At 68.1% G+C, this 20,546-nt stretch carries 17 protein-coding genes; 10 read left to right on the forward strand and 7 right to left on the reverse strand.

Features of this window, described 5'->3' with window-relative positions; genetic code table 11:
* Positions 1-5 precede the first annotated feature (5 nt).
* The 5 genes from ACXI0D_RS17120 to ACXI0D_RS17140 form a co-directional block, all read right to left on the reverse strand.
* Complete coding sequence (locus ACXI0D_RS17120; protein ID WP_005409958.1) at positions 6-341, reverse strand: tetratricopeptide repeat protein; 336 nt, start codon at positions 339-341, stop codon at positions 6-8.
* The gene (locus ACXI0D_RS17125) at positions 338-916 is read right to left on the reverse strand and encodes a flavin reductase family protein (RefSeq protein ID WP_101765626.1); all 579 of its coding nucleotides are present in this window, start codon (positions 914-916) and stop codon (positions 338-340) included. The genes ACXI0D_RS17120 and ACXI0D_RS17125 overlap by 4 nt, the downstream gene beginning before the upstream one ends.
* Complete coding sequence (locus tag ACXI0D_RS17130) at positions 913-1,542, reverse strand: superoxide dismutase (protein ID WP_075677934.1); 630 nt, start codon at positions 1,540-1,542, stop codon at positions 913-915. The genes ACXI0D_RS17125 and ACXI0D_RS17130 overlap by 4 nt, the downstream gene beginning before the upstream one ends.
* A gap of 398 nt (positions 1,543-1,940) precedes the next feature.
* On the reverse strand, positions 1,941-3,461 hold the full coding sequence (locus tag ACXI0D_RS17135) for a thioredoxin family protein (protein ID WP_479642837.1): 1,521 nt from the start codon (positions 3,459-3,461) through the stop codon (positions 1,941-1,943).
* A gap of 99 nt (positions 3,462-3,560) precedes the next feature.
* Positions 3,561-4,040, reverse strand: a complete 480-nt coding sequence (locus ACXI0D_RS17140) for a GNAT family N-acetyltransferase (protein ID WP_101765623.1) — start codon at positions 4,038-4,040, stop codon at positions 3,561-3,563.
* Positions 4,041-4,106: 66 nt separating this feature from the next.
* Between ACXI0D_RS17140 and ACXI0D_RS17145 the strand changes: the two genes are divergently transcribed.
* From ACXI0D_RS17145 to ACXI0D_RS17190, 10 genes are all read left to right on the forward strand, one after another.
* On the forward strand, positions 4,107-5,051 hold the full coding sequence (locus ACXI0D_RS17145; RefSeq protein ID WP_479642838.1) for a TIGR03571 family LLM class oxidoreductase: 945 nt from the start codon (positions 4,107-4,109) through the stop codon (positions 5,049-5,051).
* A 145-nt stretch (positions 5,052-5,196) separates the two neighbouring features.
* A complete protein-coding gene (locus tag ACXI0D_RS17150; protein ID WP_180848120.1) occupies positions 5,197-5,508 on the forward strand; it encodes a DUF3817 domain-containing protein in 312 nt (103 codons plus the stop codon).
* 151 nt (positions 5,509-5,659) lie between these two features.
* Complete coding sequence (locus tag ACXI0D_RS17155; RefSeq protein ID WP_479642839.1) at positions 5,660-6,856, forward strand: MFS transporter; 1,197 nt, start codon at positions 5,660-5,662, stop codon at positions 6,854-6,856.
* Positions 6,853-8,046: an isochorismate synthase gene (locus ACXI0D_RS17160; protein ID WP_119006394.1), complete on the forward strand. Its 1,194-nt coding sequence runs from the start codon at positions 6,853-6,855 to the stop codon at positions 8,044-8,046. Before ACXI0D_RS17155 ends, ACXI0D_RS17160 begins: the two co-directional genes overlap by 4 nt.
* Complete coding sequence (locus ACXI0D_RS17165) at positions 8,043-9,695, forward strand: (2,3-dihydroxybenzoyl)adenylate synthase (protein WP_479642840.1); 1,653 nt, start codon at positions 8,043-8,045, stop codon at positions 9,693-9,695. The genes ACXI0D_RS17160 and ACXI0D_RS17165 overlap by 4 nt, the downstream gene beginning before the upstream one ends.
* A complete protein-coding gene (locus tag ACXI0D_RS17170; RefSeq protein WP_479642841.1) occupies positions 9,695-10,327 on the forward strand; it encodes an isochorismatase family protein in 633 nt (210 codons plus the stop codon). Before ACXI0D_RS17165 ends, ACXI0D_RS17170 begins: the two co-directional genes overlap by 1 nt.
* Positions 10,327-10,584 (forward strand): phosphopantetheine-binding protein, encoded by a 258-nt coding sequence (locus tag ACXI0D_RS17175; RefSeq protein WP_101765620.1) that lies wholly within the window; start codon positions 10,327-10,329, stop codon positions 10,582-10,584. Before ACXI0D_RS17170 ends, ACXI0D_RS17175 begins: the two co-directional genes overlap by 1 nt.
* Positions 10,581-14,471, forward strand: a complete 3,891-nt coding sequence (locus ACXI0D_RS17180) for an amino acid adenylation domain-containing protein (protein ID WP_479642842.1) — start codon at positions 10,581-10,583, stop codon at positions 14,469-14,471. The genes ACXI0D_RS17175 and ACXI0D_RS17180 overlap by 4 nt, the downstream gene beginning before the upstream one ends.
* Positions 14,462-15,220: a 2,3-dihydro-2,3-dihydroxybenzoate dehydrogenase gene (locus tag ACXI0D_RS17185; RefSeq protein ID WP_479642843.1), complete on the forward strand. Its 759-nt coding sequence runs from the start codon at positions 14,462-14,464 to the stop codon at positions 15,218-15,220. Before ACXI0D_RS17180 ends, ACXI0D_RS17185 begins: the two co-directional genes overlap by 10 nt.
* A gap of 216 nt (positions 15,221-15,436) precedes the next feature.
* Entirely contained in the window at positions 15,437-15,883 is a 447-nt protein-coding gene (locus tag ACXI0D_RS17190; protein WP_119006388.1) for an REP-associated tyrosine transposase, read from the forward strand.
* A 656-nt stretch (positions 15,884-16,539) separates the two neighbouring features.
* Here the strand turns inward: ACXI0D_RS17190 and ACXI0D_RS17195 are convergent.
* Together ACXI0D_RS17195 and ACXI0D_RS17200 are read right to left on the reverse strand one after the other, a co-directional pair.
* On the reverse strand, positions 16,540-18,000 hold the full coding sequence (locus ACXI0D_RS17195; RefSeq protein ID WP_119006387.1) for an esterase-like activity of phytase family protein: 1,461 nt from the start codon (positions 17,998-18,000) through the stop codon (positions 16,540-16,542).
* Between the two features lie 21 nt (positions 18,001-18,021).
* Entirely contained in the window at positions 18,022-20,340 is a 2,319-nt protein-coding gene (locus tag ACXI0D_RS17200) for a TonB-dependent receptor (protein ID WP_119006386.1), read from the reverse strand.
* Positions 20,341-20,546: the final 206 nt, after the last annotated feature.

Raw genomic sequence — 20,546 nt, forward strand, 5'->3', positions numbered from 1 at the left:
TCGACTCAGCCCGCTTTCGCCAGGTCCGCCTGCTCGCGGTCCAGGCGCCGCAGGAACACCTGCATTTCCTTGCGTGCCTGCTGGTCGCCCTTGCTGCCGGCCACGCTCAGCCCGCGCTGCCATGCTTCGCGCGCGGCCTGCGGCTGGCCACTGGCCAGCCAGGCCTTGCCGAGCAGCTTCCACGCCGCTGAATACTGCGGATCAAGCACCACGCAACGGCCAAGATGGGTCGCCGCACGCACCGGGTTGCCGGCATCCAGCCAGCCTTTGCCCAGGCCGAAGCGCAGCAGCGCGCCGTCCTTGCCGGCGGCGAGCATGCATTCCAGAGCCTCGATGTTCATCCGCGCACCTCCACCAGCAGTTCGGCCGGTCCGGGCTGGAAACGGCCGCGATGGAACAGCAGCGGCGCACCGCCGTTCTCGTGTACCTCGATGATGCGACCGGCCAGCAGCAGGTGATCACCCACCGGCCACTGCGCGTGGCGGGTACAGGTGAGATGGGCCACCGCACCGGCGATGCGCGGTGGTGCGTCTTCGTCGTCGTCCAGCAGTGGCAGGTCGTCGAAGCGGTTGCGTACCTGCGGATCGGCGAAGCGCCGTGCCAGTGCTTCCTGGTCGGCCGCCAGCACGCTGATCGCAAAGCGGGTGGCGCGCTGGAAGGTGGACAGGCTCTGCGCGTGCAGCGCCAGGTTCCACAACACCAGCGGCGGCTGCAGCGACACCGGCACGAACGAGTTGATGGTCAGGCCGACCGGTTTTCCCTGCGCATCGCGTGCGCAGACGATGGCGACGCCGGTCGGGAAATGGCCGAGCAGCCGCCGCAATGCACGCGGCGGCATCTCGACCGACGGCACCGGGGCCGGAGCGGGGAAGACCCCCGCCCACGGCCCGGCGTACGGCAGTGTCTCGCCGCTCATGAGGCCCGGGCCTGGCGGTAGCGCCGGCCGACCTCGGCCCAGTTGATGATGTTGAAGAAGGCGCCGATGTAGTCCGGGCGACGGTTCTGGTAGTGCAGGTAGTAGGCGTGCTCCCAGACGTCCAGTGCGAGGATCGGGGTATTGCCGGACAGGCCGACGGCTGCACCCATCAGCGGGCTGTCCTGGTTGGCACTGCTTTCCACCTGCAGGCCGCCATCACGATCGCTGGTCAGCCAGGCCCAGCCACTGCCGAAACGGGTCTGCGCAGCCTTGGTGAAGGCGTCCTTGAAGGCGTCGAAACTGCCGAGGTCACGGTCAATGGCCGCGGCCAGCTCGTCATCGGGCGCGCCGCCGTCGGTGCTGAGCACGGTCCAGAACAGGCTGTGGTTGGCGTGGCCGCCGCCGTTGTTGCGGACCGCGCCGCGCTGCGCCTCGGGCACGGCATCGAGGTTGGCGATCAGCGCCTCGACCGGTTGTTCGGCGATGCCGGCCTGCTCGATGGCGGCATTGAGGTTGTTGACGTAGGTCTGGTGGTGCTTGCTGTGATGGATTTCCATCGTGCGCGCATCGAAATGCGGCTCGAGGGCGTCATAGGCGTAGGGGAGCGGGGGGAGCGAGTACGACATCGAAGCAATCTCCGTGGGGAAGGCCAGGGGGTTGGCCGTGCGGAGATCGTTATCGCACCTCAACATTGGTTTAGGTCAATAGATCAAGAGGTCAAGACGGAGGCATGGTAGTGCCGGCCGCTGGCCGGCATTCAGCGACGGTCGGGTTGCCGGCCAGCGGCCGGCACTACCAGAACCCGCTTTCCGAACCCTCACCGGCGCGCTGATGCGCTGCCCGCGCTCGCAGGAAACTGTCAGGAGGGGGCGGGGGCCGCTGGACAGGACCGTTGGCGCCAAGGATGGCGCCATCGAGCACCATGGAGGGGCTTTTTCGTGTCCTGGCCAGCGGCCCCCGCCCCCTCCCACACGGATCAACAAAAGCGCCGGCCGGCGAACCAGCCGCCAGCGCTTTCATCAACTCAGCTCAACCAGTCCTTACAGGCGCCATCCACCTGGTCACCGCACGCCTGCTGCATCCGCTGCTGCAGCCGTGCCAGCGTCTCCGCACCCTGGTGCTTGCTGCTCCACGCCTTCAACTGCCCGGCCAGGCGCTCGAAGCGCTGGCGGGTGCGCTGGTGGTAGCCCGAAGGCTGTGCTTCCAGTTCGGCGATCAGCGAGGACGTGGCCTGCTCGATGCGCGGCGCATCGTCCGGCGCCAGCCTGAGCAGGCCCTCCACGTACAGCACGCCCCACTGCACGCGCGTCGCGGGGCCCTGCGCGCCATCGTAGGCACGCTTCAACCACTCCAGCGCCCCGGCGGTGTCGCCACGCTGCTCGGCCAGTTCGGCCAGCTCGGGCATGTAGTAGTACGGCTGCTCGCTGCGCTTCAGTTCGGCCAGTAGCAGGGCCTCGGCACCGGCGTCGTCACCGACCCCGCGCAATGCGTACACCGCGCTGCTGATCGTGGCCTGGCGTGCATGCGCATCGGTGGCGGCGGCATCGGCCGCGGCCACGCGCTGCTTGACCCGGTCCACGAGTGCTGCCGGCAACGCGCCCTTCGGTTGCTGCTGGCGGGCCAGCGAGACTTCGGTCAGCGCGCGCGACAACGCATCGTCGGCGCGGTCGCCGCGTTCGGCATCTGCCCGCTCCAGTGCAACCAGCAGCTGCTGCCCCAGCGTGTTGGACGTGGCCGGGCCCGCGCTGGCCCGCTTTACGAGCTTGGCGCCGGCATAGCCCAGCAGCTCGCGGTTGCGACGCACCTCTGCAGGTTGCGCCAGCACGGCCTGCAGCAGCTCGCGCACTTCGGTGGGCGAGGCATCGGGCTTTTCGGCTGTAGCCAGGGCCAGCAGCGCGAAACGGCGCTGCAGGGCGGCGTCGGGTGCGGCCTTGGACAGCTGGCGCAGCACGTCCTGGCTGTTGCGCTCGCCGGCCAGGCGGTTGGCGTCGACCTCCCAGCCGTAGTCGCCAAGCACCTGCCAGTCCTCGGCGGCCAGTCGGTCTGGCGTTGCCAACGCGGTGGCCAGGGTGGCAGCAACAGCACTGCGGCGGCCTGCGGCCACGGACAGGGCCCGGGTCAGTTCGGCGGCGTCGTTGCCACCGGCGACGCGGGTGATTTCGTTGCGCTGCGGGTCCAGCACGATCAGGGTCGGATAGCCGCGCACGCCGAAGCGTTCGCCCCAGGCCTGCGCACCTTCCTCGTCGCCATCCAGGTAGACCGGCACGAACTTGCTGGTCAGCGCGATGAAGGCCGGATCCTTGAACAGGCCGGCCTTGAGCTGGTTGCACGGCGGGCACCAGACCGCGCCCCAGTACAGGAGCACCGGCTTGCCGCTGTCGGCGGCCTCGGCGAAGGCATCGTCGACGTCACCCTGGCGCCAGGCGATGGAGCTGGCCGGCGCGGGCGCCTCGGCGGAACTGGCGGTGGAAACCGGGGCCGGGGTGCAGGCGCTCAGCGCCGAAGCCAGCAGCAACACGGAAAGCGCGACGCGCATCGGCAGCATCTCGAAGGGCGGGGTGACAGGCCATTGTAGGAACGGCCGGCGCAGGTGCTGATTCAGTTTGCTTATATCGGACACGCTGCAGGGAATGTGGGCCGGAGGTCAATGCGGACCAGGGGCTGCCCCTGCCGAAGGCGGCGCCGCCCGCACCATCTGCTGGTACACCAACCCGTTGAACTCGCCGACTTCGCCATCCAGCACGAAGCCATAGCGCAGGTAGGTCGGCACCGCATTGAGCGAGGCACGCACGGTCAGCATCGGTTCGCGCACCTGCGGCAGCACCGCCTCGAACAACGCATGGCCGATGCCCTGGCCCTGGCAGGCGGGATCGACGAACAGCATCGCCAGGTGCCGGCCCTCCTTCAGCTCGACCACGCCGACCACGCGCGCATCCTGCTCGGCCACCAGGATGTGGTTGTCACCCTGCAGGCGCGCAGCGAACGCATCGGCTGCAGCGACACTGCCGAAGGTGGCGATGCCGGCCGCGCCGAGCGACGGTGCCACTGCCTCGTTGAACGCGGCCAGGCACACCGCACTGATCGCAGGCAGGTCATCGACATGAGCGGGGCGGATCTTCGGCATGCAGCGTTCTTCCTGTGGTGTGTGGCGTGTCATCGTCGCCGGGTACCTGCACGCTAAGCTGGTGGCATGAGTGAATTCAATCCCGCCTACGCATCGTTGTTTCCGCAACAGGGACTGAGCCTGGGCCTGATGACGCCCGTTGCGGCGCACGGGCTGGCCGATCCGCGCGAGGCGCGGCGCATCGCACGGCTGGCCGACGATCTTGGCTTCGCCGCGTTGTGGACGCGCGACGTGCCGCTGATGGTCCCACAGGGACCAGACGCGACAGCGAGTGCACTGGACGATCCGTTCCTGTGGCTGGGCATGCTGGCGGCCGCGACCGGGCGCATCGTGGTCGGCAGCGCAGCGATCGTGCTGCCGTTGCGCCAGCCGTTGCAGGTGGCGAAGTCGGCACTGAGCCTGGACCGGATCAGTGATGGGCGCTTCGTGCTGGGCCTGGGTTCGGGTGACCGCCCAGAGGAGTTCGCCGCGTTCGGCGAGGACCTGGAGGGCAGGGCGGCGACCTTCCGTGAGCGTTGGTCGTTGCTGCGCGCGGCGCTGTCCCCCGATACGAACGAACGGGCGACCGTGCTGGAGGCGACCGGCGGCTTCGATGTGCTGCCCGTGCCGGCCACGCGCATCCCGATGCTGGTGGTGGGCACGGCACGGCAGAGCCTGCAGTGGATCGCGCGCGAAGCCGAGGGCTGGGCCACCTATCACCGCGAGGAAGCTGCGCAGGAGGGACGGATCGGCCTGTGGCAGCAGGCGCTGGTGCAGCGCGGTGGGCCAGGCAAGCCGTTCGTGCAGTCGATGCTGCTGGACCTGCAGGCCGATCCGCAGGCGCCGGCCGAGCCGCTGCCGCTGGGCCTGAAGGTGGGCCGCGATGGCCTGCGTGACTACCTGCTGCGCGTACATGCGCAGGGCGTGGCACATGTGATGTTCAATCTGGTCGACAACGGGCGGCCGATGGATGAAGTGCTGCGCGAGATCGGCGAGCAGGTTCTGCCGGTGGTATCCGCGCACCGACTGTAGAGTCGAGCCATGCTCGACTGCTTCTGTGCGATATGCCGAATCAACGGCAGTCGAGCATGGCTCGACTCTACAGAGTGCGCGCATCTGCGTATCATTCGCATTTGATATCCCGATGCCGGAGCCCCGCGTGACCCAACGTTCCCCCATGCACCCGACCGGACGCCTGTTCGCGGCGGTCGCTTTCATCGAGGCCGTGACCTGGGCCGGCCTGCTCATCGGCATGTGGATGAAGTACGGCCCCATGGCGAACGTGGCGCTGGTGAAGCTGTTCGGGCCCCTGCACGGCGTGGCCTTCCTGGTCTACGTGGCGGTCACCCTGTTCGCGGCGGTACGCCTGCGTTGGCCGTGGTGGGCCAGTGCCCTGGCGCTGCTTGCGGCCATCCCGCCGCTGGTGACGCTGCCGCTGGAATGGTGGTTCAAGCGTCGTGGCCTGCTGGGCCTGCGCGCCGTGCGCTGAAGTCGCTGTTGCGTGCCCGTTCAAGAGAATGGGTATCAAATGCAAATACGAGCCGTTATCATTTGAGGCTGGCGTCCGGTCCTGAACAGGGCTGGTGCCAGGCAGGGCGCAGGTGCGCCCGGCGATCCCTCCCCGTTACGGCTGGTGTTCCATGCATGCACGTCCCGTCGTTCCCGGCTTGCCGGCGCTGGTGTTGGTCGCCCTGATCGGCACCATGGCGATGATGTCCTTCGTCGCCGTGATCGGCCCGGTGGTCCGCATGCTCGGTCTGTCCGAGTGGCACGCCGGACTGTCGGTGACCGCTGCGGGCGTGCTGTGGATGCTGGCGGCCCGTCCATGGGGTCAGCTCAGCGACCGCATCGGCCGCAAGCGCGTGCTGATGCTGGCGATGAGCGCGTACACCGTGGTCTACATCGCGCTGGCGGTGTTCATCGACGTCGCCCTGCAGGCGGTGCCGCCGGTACTGGTATCGGTGCTGGTGCTGGTCGGTGCGCGTGGCCTGATCGGCCTGTTCTATGCGGCGGTGCCGCCTACCGCTGCCGCGCTGATTGCCGACAAGGCGCCGACCGGGCAGCGCGCCCGCTTCCTCGCCCGTCTGGGCAGTGCCAACGCGCTGGGCATGGTGCTGGGTCCGGCCGCTGCCGGCTGGCTGGCCTATACCAATCTTTCGCTGGCGCTGTATGTGGCCGCGTTGCTGCCGTTGCTGGCACTGGCATTGCTGGCTTGGCGGCTGCCAGCGACGCCGCCGGTGGTGGGGGCTTCCGCGCAGCGCCGCGCGCCGATGAGCCGTCTCGACCCGCGCTTGCGCCTGCCGCAGCTCGCGGCGTTCATCGCAATGGTCTCGGTGACCATCGCGCAGGTGACGGTGGGCTTTTTCGCGATTGATCGCCTTGGCCTGGATGCGGCCGCCGGTGCACGCATGGCCGGCATCGCGCTGACCGCGGTCGGTGTCGGCCTGATCCTGGCGCAGGCGCTGGTAATGAAGCTGGACGTGCATCCTCACCGCTGGATCATCCTCGGCGCCTTGATTTCCGGCATCGGCTTTGCCTCGGTGGCGGGCGTGCAGCAGGCCTGGCAGTTGCCGGCGGCGTACGCGCTGGCCGCGTTCGGCATGGGCTTCGTGTTCCCCTCGTTCCAGGCGCTGGCCGCCGACGCGGTGGAAGCGCACGAGCAGGGTGCCGCCGCTGGCACCGTCGCGGCTGCGCAGGGCCTGGGCATGGTGGCCGGGCCGATGCTGGGCACGCTGTTGTATCGCGGCGGGCCCAGCCTGCCATACCTGCTGGTCGGCGCGCTGCTGCTGTTGCTGTGCGCGCTGGCGGCTGCGCATCGGATGAAGGAGACCCCATGAACGATTCCCTGATGCAGGGCGCGTGGCCGGAGGCTGCGCCGGCGCCGCTGGAAAACACTGACGACGCGTCGCTGTTCCTGCTGCAGCATGCCGGCCAGCACGTGCACGCACGTGGTTGCCGGGCCGCGCTGCCGAATGGCGCGCTGGCAACCCTGGCTGAGCGGGTTGCGGCGTTCTTTGCCCAGCAGCGTGGCGGCCCGGGGCTGCTGGTCGGTGCAGTGCCGTTCGAGCCGCGTGCCGACGATGCGCTGTACCAGCCCGAGCGCCTGTTGCCGGCCCTGCCGCTGCAGCCGCAGGCGGCACCGGCGCTGCAGGGCGGGCTGCAGGCGGAGCCCGCAGCGCAGGACTATGCCGCTGCGGTTGCCGCGGCAGTGAAGGCGCTGCGCGCGCCCGACCAGGACCTGCACAAGGTGGTGCTGGCGCGCAGCCTGTTGGCACGCACCCGCGAGGCGTTGTCTCCGGACGTGCTGCTGGCACGCCTGGGCGCGGATCCCTCGGTGGCGACCTATGCGGTGCCGCTGCCGGTCGAGCTGGGGCAGGCACCGGCCTGGCTGGTCGGCGCAACGCCGGAACTGCTGCTGCGCAAGCGCGGTGCGGAGCTGCTGTCGCATCCGCTGGCCGGGTCCGCGCGGCGCAGCGCCGATGCCGCCGAGGACGAGCGTGCCGCGCAGGCATTGCTGGCTTCAACCAAGGACCATGACGAGCACCGCCATGTGGTCGAGGCCATCGTCGAGGGCCTGGCACCGTATTGCAGCCACGTCGATGCACAGCCGCGTCCAGCGCTGCATGCCACCGCCAGCATGTGGCATCTGGGCACCCGCATCCATGCCACCCTGAAGGATCCGCAGACATCGGCGGCCGAGCTGCTGGCGCAGTTGCATCCCACGCCGGCGGTCTGCGGTACGCCGCGGCTGGCGGCACTGCAGCGCATCCGAGAGCTGGAGCCGGTGCCGCGTGGCTTCTATGCCGGCGCAGTCGGCTGGCTGGATGCGCAAGGGGATGGCGACTGGTACGTGGCGATCCGCTGCGCACGCCTGCAGGGTACGCAGCTGCGCCTGTACGCCGGCGCCGGCATCGTCGCCGAGTCGCAGCCCGAGGCCGAGGTGGCCGAGACCGCAGCGAAGTTCGCTGCCCTGTTGAACGCGCTGGGTGTCCATGAATCCGCGCCTGCCATCGAGCCTGCCGCATGAACACGCCTACTGTTTCTTACCGCCTGCCACTGCAGCAGGTATGGCCCGATGCACTGATTGCGCGCTATCGCGAGGCGGGCCACTGGCGCGGTGAGACCTTCCCGGCGTTCCTGCGTGAGCGTGCGGAACGCTACGCGGATGACATCGCGGTGGTCGCTGGTGACGTCCGCCTGAGCTATGCGCAGCTGTGGCACGAAGCCGGTCGCATCGGTGCCGGACTGTTGGCACTCGGCCTGCAACCGGGCGAACGCGTGCTGGTGCAGCTGGGCAACACCGCCGGGTTCATCGCCACCGTATGCGGGCTGTTCCGCGCCGGCCTGGTGCCGGTCTACGCGCTGCCTGCGCACCGCATCACCGAGCTGGTGCACTTCGCCAACAAGGCGGAGGCCAGTGCCTACATCACGACCGACCTGCACGATGGCTTTGATCATCGCGGGCTGGCGCGGGCGCTGCAGGCCGAAGTGCCGGTCGTGCGCCATGTGGTGATCGACGGCGATGCGGCGGAGTTCACCGCGCTGGAGGCGCTGCAGGGAGACCGCAGCCAGCTGCCGGCCGACCCGGACCCGCAGTCGGTGGCGTTCCTGCAGATTTCCGGAGGCAGCACCGGGCTGTCCAAGCTGATTCCGCGCACCCACGACGACTACATCTATTCGTTCCGTGCCAGCAATGACCTCTGCGGCATCGACCGCGACAGCGTCTACCTGGTCGCGCTGCCGGCCGCGCACAATTTTCCGATGAGTTCGCCCGGCTTCTTCGGCGCGCTGTATGCCGGTGCGCGCGTGGTGCTCAGCCCTGGCCCGGGTCCGGATGCGGCGTTCCCGCTGATCGCCCGCGAAAAAGTGACCTGCTGTGGCCTGGTGCCGCCGCTGGCGCTGCTGTGGGCGCAGGCGGCCGCCACCAGCAAGCATGACCTGTCCAGCCTGCAGGTACTGCAGGTAGGCGGCGCCAAACTGGTGCCGGAAGCCGCACGGCGCGTGATCGACGGCCTGGGCTGCACCTTGCAGCAGGTGTTCGGCATGGCCGAGGGCCTGGTCAACTACACGCGCCTGGATGATCCGGAGGAACTGATCGTGGCCTGCCAGGGCCGGCCGATCAGTCCGGATGACGAAGTGCGGGTGGTCGACGACCATGATCAGCCGGTGGCCGAAGGCGAAGTGGGGCATCTGCTCACCCGTGGCCCGTACACCATCCGTGGCTACCACAACGATGCGGTGGCCAATGCACGTTCGTTCACCGACGACGGCTTTTACCGCACCGGCGACCGCGTACAGCAGCTGCCCGGTGGCTACCTGGTGGTGCAGGGCCGCGCGGGCGACCACATCAACCGGGCCGGTGAGAAGATTTCCGCCGAGGAGATCGAAGACCATCTGTTGGCCCACCCGGGCGTGTTCGACGCCGCCGTGGTCTCCATTCCCGACGAGTATCTCGGTGAGCGCAGCTGCGCGTTCGTGATCCAGCACGGTGAGCCGATCAAGGCGCCGGCACTGAAAGCCTGGATACGTACGCGCGGCCTGGCCGCCTTCAAAGTGCCGGACCAGGTCGTGTTCGTCGACAGTTTCGATACCACCGCGGTCGGCAAGATCAGCCGCCGCGAACTGCGCGCGCAGCTGCGCGCGCGTCATCTGCAACAGACAGGAGGAACGCGCTGATGGCGCTGCCCCGTATTACCGATTACCCCTTGCCGACCGCCGCCGAAACGCCGCAGGCCCGTGGCCCGTGGCGCCCGCAGCGCGATCGAATTGCGTTGCTGGTGCACGACATGCAGCGCTACTTCCTGGCCGCATTCGATGCCGGCAGCACGCCGCTGCGGCCGGCCGTGGACAATATCGTGCGCCTGCTGGCGCATTGCCGCGCACACGGCATTCCGGTGTTCTACACCGCCCAGCATGGCGACCAGGATCGCCGTGACCGTGGCCTGCAGGCCGACCTGTGGGGGCCAGGCATGCGCCGCAGCGCCGACCATGAACCGATCATCGAGGCGCTGGCACCGCAGCCGGGTGAGCACGTGCTGGTGAAGCACCGCTACAGCGCGTTCCAGCGCAGCAACCTGGAGACGCTGATGCGGGTACGTGGGCGCGACCAGCTGCTGGTGACCGGCGTGTACGCCCATATCGGCTGCACCGCGACCGTGGTGGAGGCGTTCCAGCGTGATATCGAGGCCTTCATCGCCGCCGATGCGGTGGCGGACTTCTCGCGTGCCGACCACGATCAGGCGCTGCATTGGATTGCGCGCACCAGCGGGGTGCCGATGACCACCGATCAGCTGCTGGAGGTGCTGTGATGGTTGCCACGGCTGATGTGCTGGATCTGGAGCGGATGCGTGCCGATGTGGCGCGGGTGCTGGAGTGCACCCCGGCCGAGATCGGTGACGACGACAACCTGATCGACCTGGATCTGGACTCGATGCGCATGCTCGGCCTGGTCCTGGCCTGGGGCAACACTGGGTTGCCGCTGGAGTTCTCGCAGCTGGCCGAGCACACCACGCTGCGCCAGTGGTGGGGTGTGGTGCAGACGCTGCAGGCCGCGCAGAACGCATGAACGCCGCCGCGCTGGCCACGCCGGTGGCACTGACCGAGGCCCAGGCCGGACTGTGGTTCGCACAGCGGCTGGCACCGGACAATCCGTCGTTCAATACCGCACATGCGGTGTGGATCGACGGTCCGCTGGATGTGGCCGCGTTCGTCGCCGCGGCGGACCAGGCTGCGGATGAGGCCCAGGCCTTGGCACTGCGCTTTGCCGAGGGGGCCGACGGCCAGCCTCTGCAGTGGCATGACCCGGCGCATGTGCCGCGGCTTTCGGTGCGTGATGTTTCTGCCGAGGCGGATCCCGCCGCTGCGGCCCGCAGCCTGATGCAGGCCGACCGCCTCAGCGCGGTCGATCCGACCCGCGACCGGATCAGCCAGCAGGTGTTGTTCGATCTGGGCGGACAGCGCTGGGTCTGGTACCTGCGCGTGCATCATCTGGCGGCCGACGGGTATGGCATGGCGCTCTTCGCTGATCGGGTGTGCGCGTTGCATGCCGGCCGCATGAGTGAGCCATTGCCAGGACTGTCCGGTGTGCTCGCGGATGATGCCGCCTACCGTGCCGATCCGCGCCGTACGCAGGCCGGCCACTGGTGGCGCGAGTACATGCAGGGCGCACCGGCAGGCGTAGGCCTGGCGGGTACCGTGGCGGCCAGCGACGATGCGCTGCGCTGGGTGCAGCCGCTGGATGCGGGGTTCCGGGAGCAGCTGCTGCAGGCCTCGGTGCGCTGGTTGCAGCCGTGGCCGGATGTACTGGCCGCGCTCGCCGCCGAGTATCTGCGACGGATGAGCGCTGCCGATGAAGTGGTGCTGGGCGTGCCTTACATGGGGCGGCTCGGCAATGCGTCGGCGCGGGTGCCGGCGATGGTGATGAATGTGTTGCTGCTGCGCGTGGCGGCTGGCGAGGGCAGCGTCGAGGCCTTTACCCGTGGGCTGGGCCGGCAGCTCAGCCAGGGTCGCAAGCACGGCCGCTACCGCGGAGAGCAGCTGCGTCGTGATCTCGGTCTGGTCGGCACGCAGCAGCGGCTGCATGGTCCGCTGGTGAATGTGCAGCCGTTCTACAAGCCGCTGGCCCTGCCCGGCGTGCAAGCGGCGCTGCAGGTGCTGTGCACCGGGCCGGTGGATGACCTGACGCTGGGTTTCCGTGGCGATGGCCAGGCGCTGCTGGATCTGGAGATCGAGGCCAATCCCGCGCTGTACAGTCGCGAGGATGTCGAGGCGCACGCGGCGCGGCTGTTGCATTTCGTGTCGGCGGCGCTGCAGGCTGACGATATCGCAGCCGTGCCCCTGGCGACGCCCGAGGAGGCGCAGCAGGTGCTGCAGGAATTCAATGCCACCGCGCACGCGCTGCCGGAGACGACCCTGGTCGAGCTGCTGCAGCAGGGCATGGATCGGGATCCGCACGCGCCGGCGCTGGTGTTCGGCGACACTACGCTGGATTACGCAACGCTGGAAGCGCGCAGTTTCGCGCTGGCGGCACAGCTGCGGGCAATGGATGTCGGCCCGGGCAGCGTGGTGGCGGTGGCATTGCCGCGCTCGCTGGAGCTGGTGATCGCGCTGCTGGCGGTGCTGCGTGCCGGAGCCGCCTACCTTCCGCTGGACCTTGCCCATCCTGACGAACGCCTTGCCCGCATCCTGGCCTCGGCGCAACCGGCCTGCGTGCTGGCAGCGAAGGACGTGTCGGAGCGCATGGCCGGTGTGCCGGTGCTCGCACCCGAGCAGTGGACGGCGTTGAGTTTCGCGGCTCCGTGGGCCGATCCGGCGCCCAGCGATGCAGCCTATGTGATCTATACCTCCGGTTCGACCGGCGAGCCGAAGGGCGTGGTCATCGAGCACCGTGCCATCGTCAATCGCCTGTTGTGGATGCGCGAGCACTACGGTGTGCGCGCAGATGACCGCGTGCTGCAGAAGACCCCGGCGACCTTCGATGTCTCGGTCTGGGAATTCTTCCTGCCGCTGCTGTGCGGGTCTACGCTGGTGATCGCCGCGCCGGATGCGCATCGTGATCCGACCGAGCTGGCGCGGCTGATCCGCGGTCATGGCATCACCACGGCGCACTTCGTGCCCTCGATGCTGGATGCCTTTCTCGCCGCGCCGGCCTCCGAAGGCCTGCAGCTGCGCCGTGTGTTCACCAGTGGCGAGGCGCTGGACGCTTCACTGCGCGACCGCTTCCATGCGCGCGTGCACGCCGAACTGCACAACCTGTACGGCCCGACCGAAGCCGCGGTGGACGTCAGCTACTGGCCGGCTTCGGCCCAGGACCATTCGCGGCCAGTGCCGATCGGGTTCCCGGTGTGGAATACCCGCTTGTATGTGCTGGACGCCCGGATGCAGCCGGTGCCGGTCGGTGTGGCCGGCGACCTGTACCTGGGCGGCGTGCAGCTGGCACGCGGCTACCTCGGCCGCGATGATCTGACTGCCGAACGCTTCCTGGCCGATCCCTTCCTGCCGGGCGAGCGGATCTACCGCACCGGTGACGTGGCCCGTTGGCGCCGCGATGGTGCGGTCGAGTATCTCGGTCGCAGCGACCATCAGGTGAAGCTGCGCGGCCTGCGCATCGAGCTCGGCGAGATCGAGGCGGCACTGCGCGAGCTGCCGCGCATGGAACGCGTGGAAGTGCTGCTGCGCCAGGACACGCTGGGCGATGCGCGGCTGGTGGCCTATGTGCCCGCGGCGCTTGCCGATGCCGTGATGCTGCGCAGCCACCTGGCCACGCGCGTGCCGGACTACATGGTGCCCTCGGCGTTCGTCGGTGTGGATCGCTGGCCGGTGACCGCGAACGGCAAGCTCGACCGCAATGCCTTGCCGAAGCCGCCGCAGAACGAGATTGCCGGACTGGCGCCGCGCACGCCGCTGGAACAGGAGCTGGCCGTGCTGTTCGCCCAGGCGCTGGGCCACGATGCGCCCGTGGCGGTGGATGCGGACTTCTTCAGCCTCGGCGGCGACTCGCTGTCCGCGGTGCACCTGCTGCTCGCGATCGAGCAGCGCTGGCGCTGCGATCTTGGCCTGGGCGTTTTGTTCGCGCAGCCGACCGTGGCCGCATTGGCGACGCGCATTGCCGAGCCGCCGGCGCTGGCCGATCACGCATTGGGCCCGGTGATCTCGTTGGCTGCGACTGATGCTGATGGGTCCACTCCGCTGTTCGTGCTGCACCCGGCCGGTGGCATCGCCTGGAACTACCGCAGCCTGGCGCGCGCCCTGCAGCCGGCACGCCCGGTGTACGGCCTGCAGTCGCCCGCGCTGGATCCGAAGCAGCCGTTGCCGTCCAGCATCGAAGCCATGGCCAATGACTATGTGCAGCGGGTGGTTGCGCTGCAATCGAAAGGACCGGTGCATCTGCTGGGCTGGTCGGTGGGCGGCATCCTCGCCCAGGCGATGGCCGTGCGCCTGCATGAAGTCGGGCGCGAAGTCGGCGAACTGGTGCTGCTGGACGCCTACCCCAGCGAATGCTGGCGGGCCGAACCGGAACCCGATGCCATCGCCGCATTGCGCGCACTGCTGGCGATCGCCGGCCATGACCCCGACGCGCATCCGGAGCTGGACAGCCGCGAACGCATTCTCGCCTTCCTTCGTCGTGGTGGTAGTGCGCTCGGCAGCCTGCCGGACGTGGTACTCGATGGCGTGGTGCGCGCAGTGACTGGCACCAACCGGCTGATCCGCGAACACATCCACCGTCCGTTCGACGGCACGCTGGTGCACGTCCGCGCTGGCCGGGATCATCAGGCACGGCCACAGTTGCAGTCGGCGCTGTGGCGCGCGCACGCACGCAAGGTGCAGGCGCTGGAACTGCCGTTCCTGCATGCTGAGCTGACCGGGCGCGATGCGGTGGCGCAGCTGGCGCCGTGGCTGTCGGCGCGCCTGCGCCACTGGGATGAGCAACAGGAGATCGCAACATGCAGTTGACCGGCTTTGAAGGTCGCGTGGCACTGGTGACCGGCGCCGCCGGCGGCATCGGCGAGGCACTGGTACGGCTGTTGGCCGAGGCCGGCTGCACGGTGGTGGCGACCGACCGCGAGGCGCCCGTGGTAGTGGATGCACGTGTGCAGGCATTTGCGCTCGATGTGACCGACAGCGTAGCGGTGGACGCACTGGTGGATCGTGTAGAAGCCAGCATTGGGCCGATCGGTCTCGCCGCAAGCGTGGCCGGGGTCCTGCACGTGGGCGAGGTGATCGGGACTACCGATGCCGATTGGCGCCGGGTATTCGCAGTCAATGCCGATGGCGTGTTCCATGTCGGGCGTGCGCTGGCGCGAGTGATGTCACCGCGAGGCCAGGGTGCGATCGTCACCGTCAGTTCGAATGCGGCCGGGGTACCGCGGCACGGCATGGCCGCCTATGCCGCGTCCAAGGCCGCCGCCACGATGTTCACCCGCTGCCTCGGGCTGGAGCTGGCGCCGCTGGGCATCCGCTGCAACATCGTCGCCCCGGGTTCAACGCTGACCCCGATGCAGACCGGCATGTGGCAGGACGAGCATGGCGCAGAGCGGGTGATCGCCGGCAACCTGGAGACGTACAAGGCCGGCATCCCGCTGCGCAAGCTGGCCACCCCGGAAGACATCGCCCATTCGGTGATGTTCCTGCTCTCCGAGCAGGCTGGGCACGTGGCGATGAGTGACCTGTACGTGGACGGCGGCGCCACCCTGCGCGGCTGAGTCCTGTCGATACCGGCCGGCAACCCATGGCCCCGGTAGTGCCGGCCGCTGGCCGGCAATCCAATTTCCCTGGTAGTGCCGGCCGCTGGCCGGCAATCCAATTTCCCTGGTAGTGCCGGCCGCTGGCCGGCAACCTCATTCAACTTCAGACAACTCCGAACACCCCTCGAGGCATGGCCTGACGTTCAACGCGCAACGATCGCTCCACCATGGGGCATGAGCAGCCATCGCCTCCGCCTGGGCCGGCGTTCCATTGTCGGTCAGGTCTACGTTCTGACAACGACTACACATCTGCGCCGCCGGCTCTTTGAAAGCGAAGCTGCAGTGGCATGTGTAATCGACCAGTTTCATTACATCGAGCGGCGGGGGCTGGTGCAGTCACTCGCATGGGTCGTCATGCCGGATCACCTCCACTGGATGTTCGAGCTACGTGCAGCTCACCTTCCAGACATTGCACGCCGAATGAAGTCGTCGAGCGCGCTTGCCCTGAATCGCCTACAGGGTCGTCGAAGTACGATCTGGCAGTCTGGCTACTTCGATCATGCCATGAGGGCGGAGGAGTCGCTCGCGCGGCAAGCCCTGTACATCCTCGGGAATCCGGTGCGCGCTGGTCTTGCTGGGCAGATTGGCGAGTACCCGCATGCGTGGTCGGTCTGGGCGTAATGCCGGCCAGCGGCCGGCACTACCCGTTGCGTTGAGGGCGGAGGAGTCGCTCGCGCGGCAAGCCCTGTACATCCTCGGGAATCCGGTGCGCGCTGGTCTTGCTGGGCAGATTGGCGAGTACCCGCATGCGTGGTCGGTCTGGGCGTGATGCCGGCCAGCGACCGGCACTACCCGTTGCGTTGAGGGCTGAGGAGTCGCTGGCGCGGCAAGCCCTGTACATCCTGGGGAATCCGGTGCGCGCTGGTCTTGCCGGGCAGATTGGCGAGTACCCGCATGCGTGGTCGGTCTGGGCGTGATGCCGGCCAGCGGCCGGCACTACCCGTTGCGTTGAGGGTTGAGGAGTCGCTGGCGCGGCAAGCCCTGTACATCCTCGGGAATCCGGTGCGCGCTGGTCTTGCTGGGCAGATTGGTGAGTACCCACATGCGTGGTCGGTCTGGGCGTGATGCTGGCCAGCGGCCGGCACTACCCGTTGCGTTGAGGGCTGAGGAGTCGCTGGCGCGGCAGGCCCTGTACATCCTGGAGAATCCAGTCCGCGCTGGTCTTGCCGGGCAGATTGGCGAGTATCCACATGTGTGGTCGGCCTGGTCGTGATGCCGGCCAGCGGCCGGCACTACCAGGCTTTCGAGCGAGACGGTTGCGGCAGTACCCGTTGCAGTCAAGGTAGCGTCAGTCGGTAGACCAGCACGCGGTTGTCGTTGTCGTACGGACTGTCACAGGCCTGGCCCTGCATGCGGCAGTGGCGGGCGATGAAGTCGTTGTCGTTGCCGATCAGCAACAGCACGTCGTTCGGATGCTGCGGGTCCAGCGCTGGCAGCACGTCCATGGCTTCCCACTTTTCCGAGAGCAGTCCGGCATGCGAGCCGCGCTTGGTGTCCAGATCCAGCCCGGCACGGGCCAACTGCGGGCGGTCCAGCAGGTTCAGCAGTTCGTCGCTGCGTGCGGGCACGATACCGTCCTTCAAGACGGTGTCCGCCGGGTCGGCCAGCACCGAGGCGGTACCGGACTCATAGTTGCTTCCCGCCAGGTTGCTGGCATCGGCCAGATCCACCAGCAGCACCGACTTGTAGACGATCGGGTCTTCGCCATCCTTGCCCAGACCGTTGCCGTCGCGGGCCAGCAGCAGGAAGCGGTGGGCATCCACTGCGCGCAGTTCGCTCTGCGCGGCGGTGCGGTCCAGCTTTCCCTTGCCGTCGTGCGCGTAGGCGGGCAGGGCCATCACGTAATGGCCGATCGGCTGCTGTGGCGTCGGCGAGGCCGTCACGTCGTAGACCAGCACGCGGGTGTTGATGCGTCCGGCCGCATTGCCCTGCGCGCTGTCCTGCAGCGTCGCGCTTTGCAGGGCGACAAACAGGCGGCTGCCGTCGGGCGACAGGCTCATGCCTTCCACGCCCTGGTTGTTGCGGCGGCCGGTCTGCGGTGGCGCCAGTGAACCGAACGCTGGCTTGCCCTCGCGCTGCGGCCGGATCGCGGGCGGCGCCACGATCACACCCTGCAGCTGACCCTGCGCATCGAAGTAGTAGACGTTGGCGGTGTACTCGTCGCCGATATAGAAATGGCCATCAGCGGTGAACTGCAGCGACTCTGCATCCAGCGAGACCTTGCCCGCGCCTGCGCCGCTGGCCGGCGAGGGCAGCACCACCCCGCGCTGGGTGATCGTGTGCTCACCCGGGTCGGCACCGGTGAACGGCTGCCCGTTGAAGTCCTTCAGCACCACACCCTTGTCCGGCACCATCGTCAGCGTACCGAGCGCACCGGGCTTTCCACGGGTAACGTCGATGCGCAGCTGCATGCGCTCCACGCGTCCAGCGTAGTCGTAGAACAGGCCGGCCTCGGGATCGTTGCGGCCGCGGTCGGGCAGGGTCCAGAGCACGCCTTCGTAGCCCTTGGTGGTGCGCTTCCAGGTGCCGGGCTGCACCGCCAGCGACGAGAACGAGCCCAGCGTGTCGCCGAGGAAGTCCACCGTGCCCGCCGGCAGCCGCCCGGCGGCGACCAGGCCTTTGTCCATATAGGTGCGACCGCCCAACTGCAGGGTGCGCGGCGGTGCGCCCGTCGCCTCATGCGGAGCGGAGTATCCGCTGGCAGAGAGGGTGGCCAGCAGCAGGGCGGTCGTGAGCATCAGTGGACTCCGGTCGGTCAATCAGAAGCGAAGGTCGATCGTACCGAACACCTGGCGCGGTGCCGAGGCATGGAACACATACAGCTTGCCGGCCGGGTCACTGGGTGCGAACACGCTCGAATCCAGGTTGCTGGCGTAGCGCTTGTTGGTCAGGTTGGTCACGTTGAACGACAGGCGCATGCCCTTGGCGAAGCCGACCTGGCCGAAGTCATAGCCACCGGCCAGGTCGAATACGGTGAAGCCGCCGAAGCCCTGGTCGTTGGTGTAGGTGTAGAAGCGCTCGCCGGTGTACTTGCCACGCAGGCTGGCGAACCAGCCGTTGTCGCGCCAGGTGATCTCGGTGGCCAGCAGCTGCTTGGGCGTATCGGTCTGGATCTTGCCCTTGATCTGCTGCTCGACACCGGCCTGCACGTAGTTGGAGGCGTAGGTCGAACGGTTCAGCGAGGCCGAGGTGTACCAGCTGAAGTGCTCGTTCGGGGTCCACAGTACGGTCAGCTCGGCACCGCGGCTGTCGACGCCGCCGACGTTGTAGAAGCGGTTGCCGCAGGTCGGGCCGACCGGCTGCCGCGAATCGCAGGGGTTGTACTGCAGCAGGCGGTTGTCGAAGCGCACGCTGTAGGCCGCAATCGACGCCTGCAGGGTATCGGCGACGAAGCGGTAGCCGGCCTCCAGCGAGCGCGATTCCTCCGGCTTCAGATCGCCCTGTGCGTTCCAGGTGGCCTGGCTGACCGCCTGTGGGCCCAGCTTGAAGCCGCCCTGGAACATGGCGATGTTCTCGGCATAGCTGGCGAAGAGTTCGTGGTGCTCGGCCAGGCGGAAGTTGGCGCCGATGCTGGGCAGGAAATTCTTGCTGGCCTTCAACGAACCGGTGGCGAACTGGTTGTTGGAGGTCGGCGAGATTGGCGTTTTCGCGTCGCCCGGCAGTGCCTGTGCATCGGAGGTGGCGTGCGGGCTCTTGGCGCCGAACTCCAGGGTCAGGCGATCATCAAGCAGGCGCCAGGTGTCCTTCAGGAAGAACTGGTGGGTCTTCCAGCGCGTGCGCTGGGCGAACACGCCGACATCGGAGGGCAGGGTGTTCATGCCGCTCAGGTCACGCGGGCCGTCCACGGCGGTCTGGTAGCGCTCGGCGCTGCTGGTATTGCGCTCGTACCAGACGCCGCCTTCGATGCGGTGCGCGCCCAGCTCCCAGTCGAACGACAGCGTGCCGCCATCGCGGTCGATGGTGTAGATGGTGTTGCGGAAGATGATCGGAATCTCCTGCGCGGTGCCCTTGTTGGACCACGCGCCGCTGTTCCAGTTGTGGCCTTCGCCACGGTCATCGTGGTGGTAGGCCAGCGCCCGCAGGCTGAAGCCATCGGCCAGGAAGAAGTCGCCGGCCAGGTAGTACAGGTTGTCATCGCGCAGGATCTGGCCGGCGGTGAAGGCACCGTCGGCATCCTTGTCCGGGCCGCTGTTGTCGCACTTCTTCGCATTGAAGCTGGCGGTGTTGCAGTAGGCCTTGGCCACCGCCTTGTTCCAGTCCGGTGCGTAGCCGCCCCAGTCCCAACCGAGGCCACGCGACATCTCGTCCTTGGACAGATAGAAGTAGTCCGCCTGGGTGGTGCGCGAGGTATCGACGAAACCGGTGATCTGGCCGCGGCCAAAGTTCCACACGCCCTTGGCGTTGAACTGCTTGGTGGTGGATCTGTTGTAGGCGGTCTGGTCGTTCCACAGATCGGAGACGGCATTCATGCCGGCAACGTAGCCGGAGAAGCCGTTGTACTCGCCGCTGTCCACGCGCACGAAGGTGCGGCGGTTGGCATCGCTGCCGAAGGTCTGCACCACGCGGCCGCCGAGTTCCTGCGCCGGGCGGTCGGAGGTATAGGAAATGGTGCCGCCGAGGTTGCTGGTGGACGGCGTGCCGAGGCTGCCGATGCCCACCGCTAGTTCGGCGCCGGCCATGTTCTCGCTGATCAGCGCACGGTTGATGGTCAGGCCGTTGTAGTTGTTGTACGCGCCATCGCCCAGCGGCACGCCGTCGAGCGTGTAACCGAGGCGGGTGGAGTTGAAGCCGCGCAGGCTGAGGGTCATCGACTGCTCGTTGGTGCCCAGCGCATCGGCCGACTGCGCGTTGACGCCCGGCAGCAGGTTGAGCGTCTTCTGCAGGCTGGTGCCCGGCGGCAGGATGTCGAGGTTCTCGCGGGTGATGCGCTGCACCTGGCGCGCTTCACCGCTGCCGATCACAGAGACCGCATCGAGGTTGGTGGCGGAGGGGGTGCTGGAGGTCGGGGCAGCATCCTGCGCCCAGGCCGCGGGAGCGAGCGCGATCGACAGCGCAGCGGCCAACAAAGTCTTCGTCATGTTACGGACACTCAGGCAGGCACGAGCCACCGCACGGGCGCGGAGCTCATGGAGTTCAAAAGGGGAGACAACCGATGCGACCGGCGGGCGCTGCAGGCGCCTTGGATCAACGTGAAAATGGTGCGCTAGACAGATGACTGTCTGGTGACACCGCTACACGCGTGCATACCGACGCGTGCATTGGTAGATGCCAACCTTGGTTGGCA

It is taken from the genome of Stenotrophomonas sp. C9D9 (assembly GCF_056491205.1).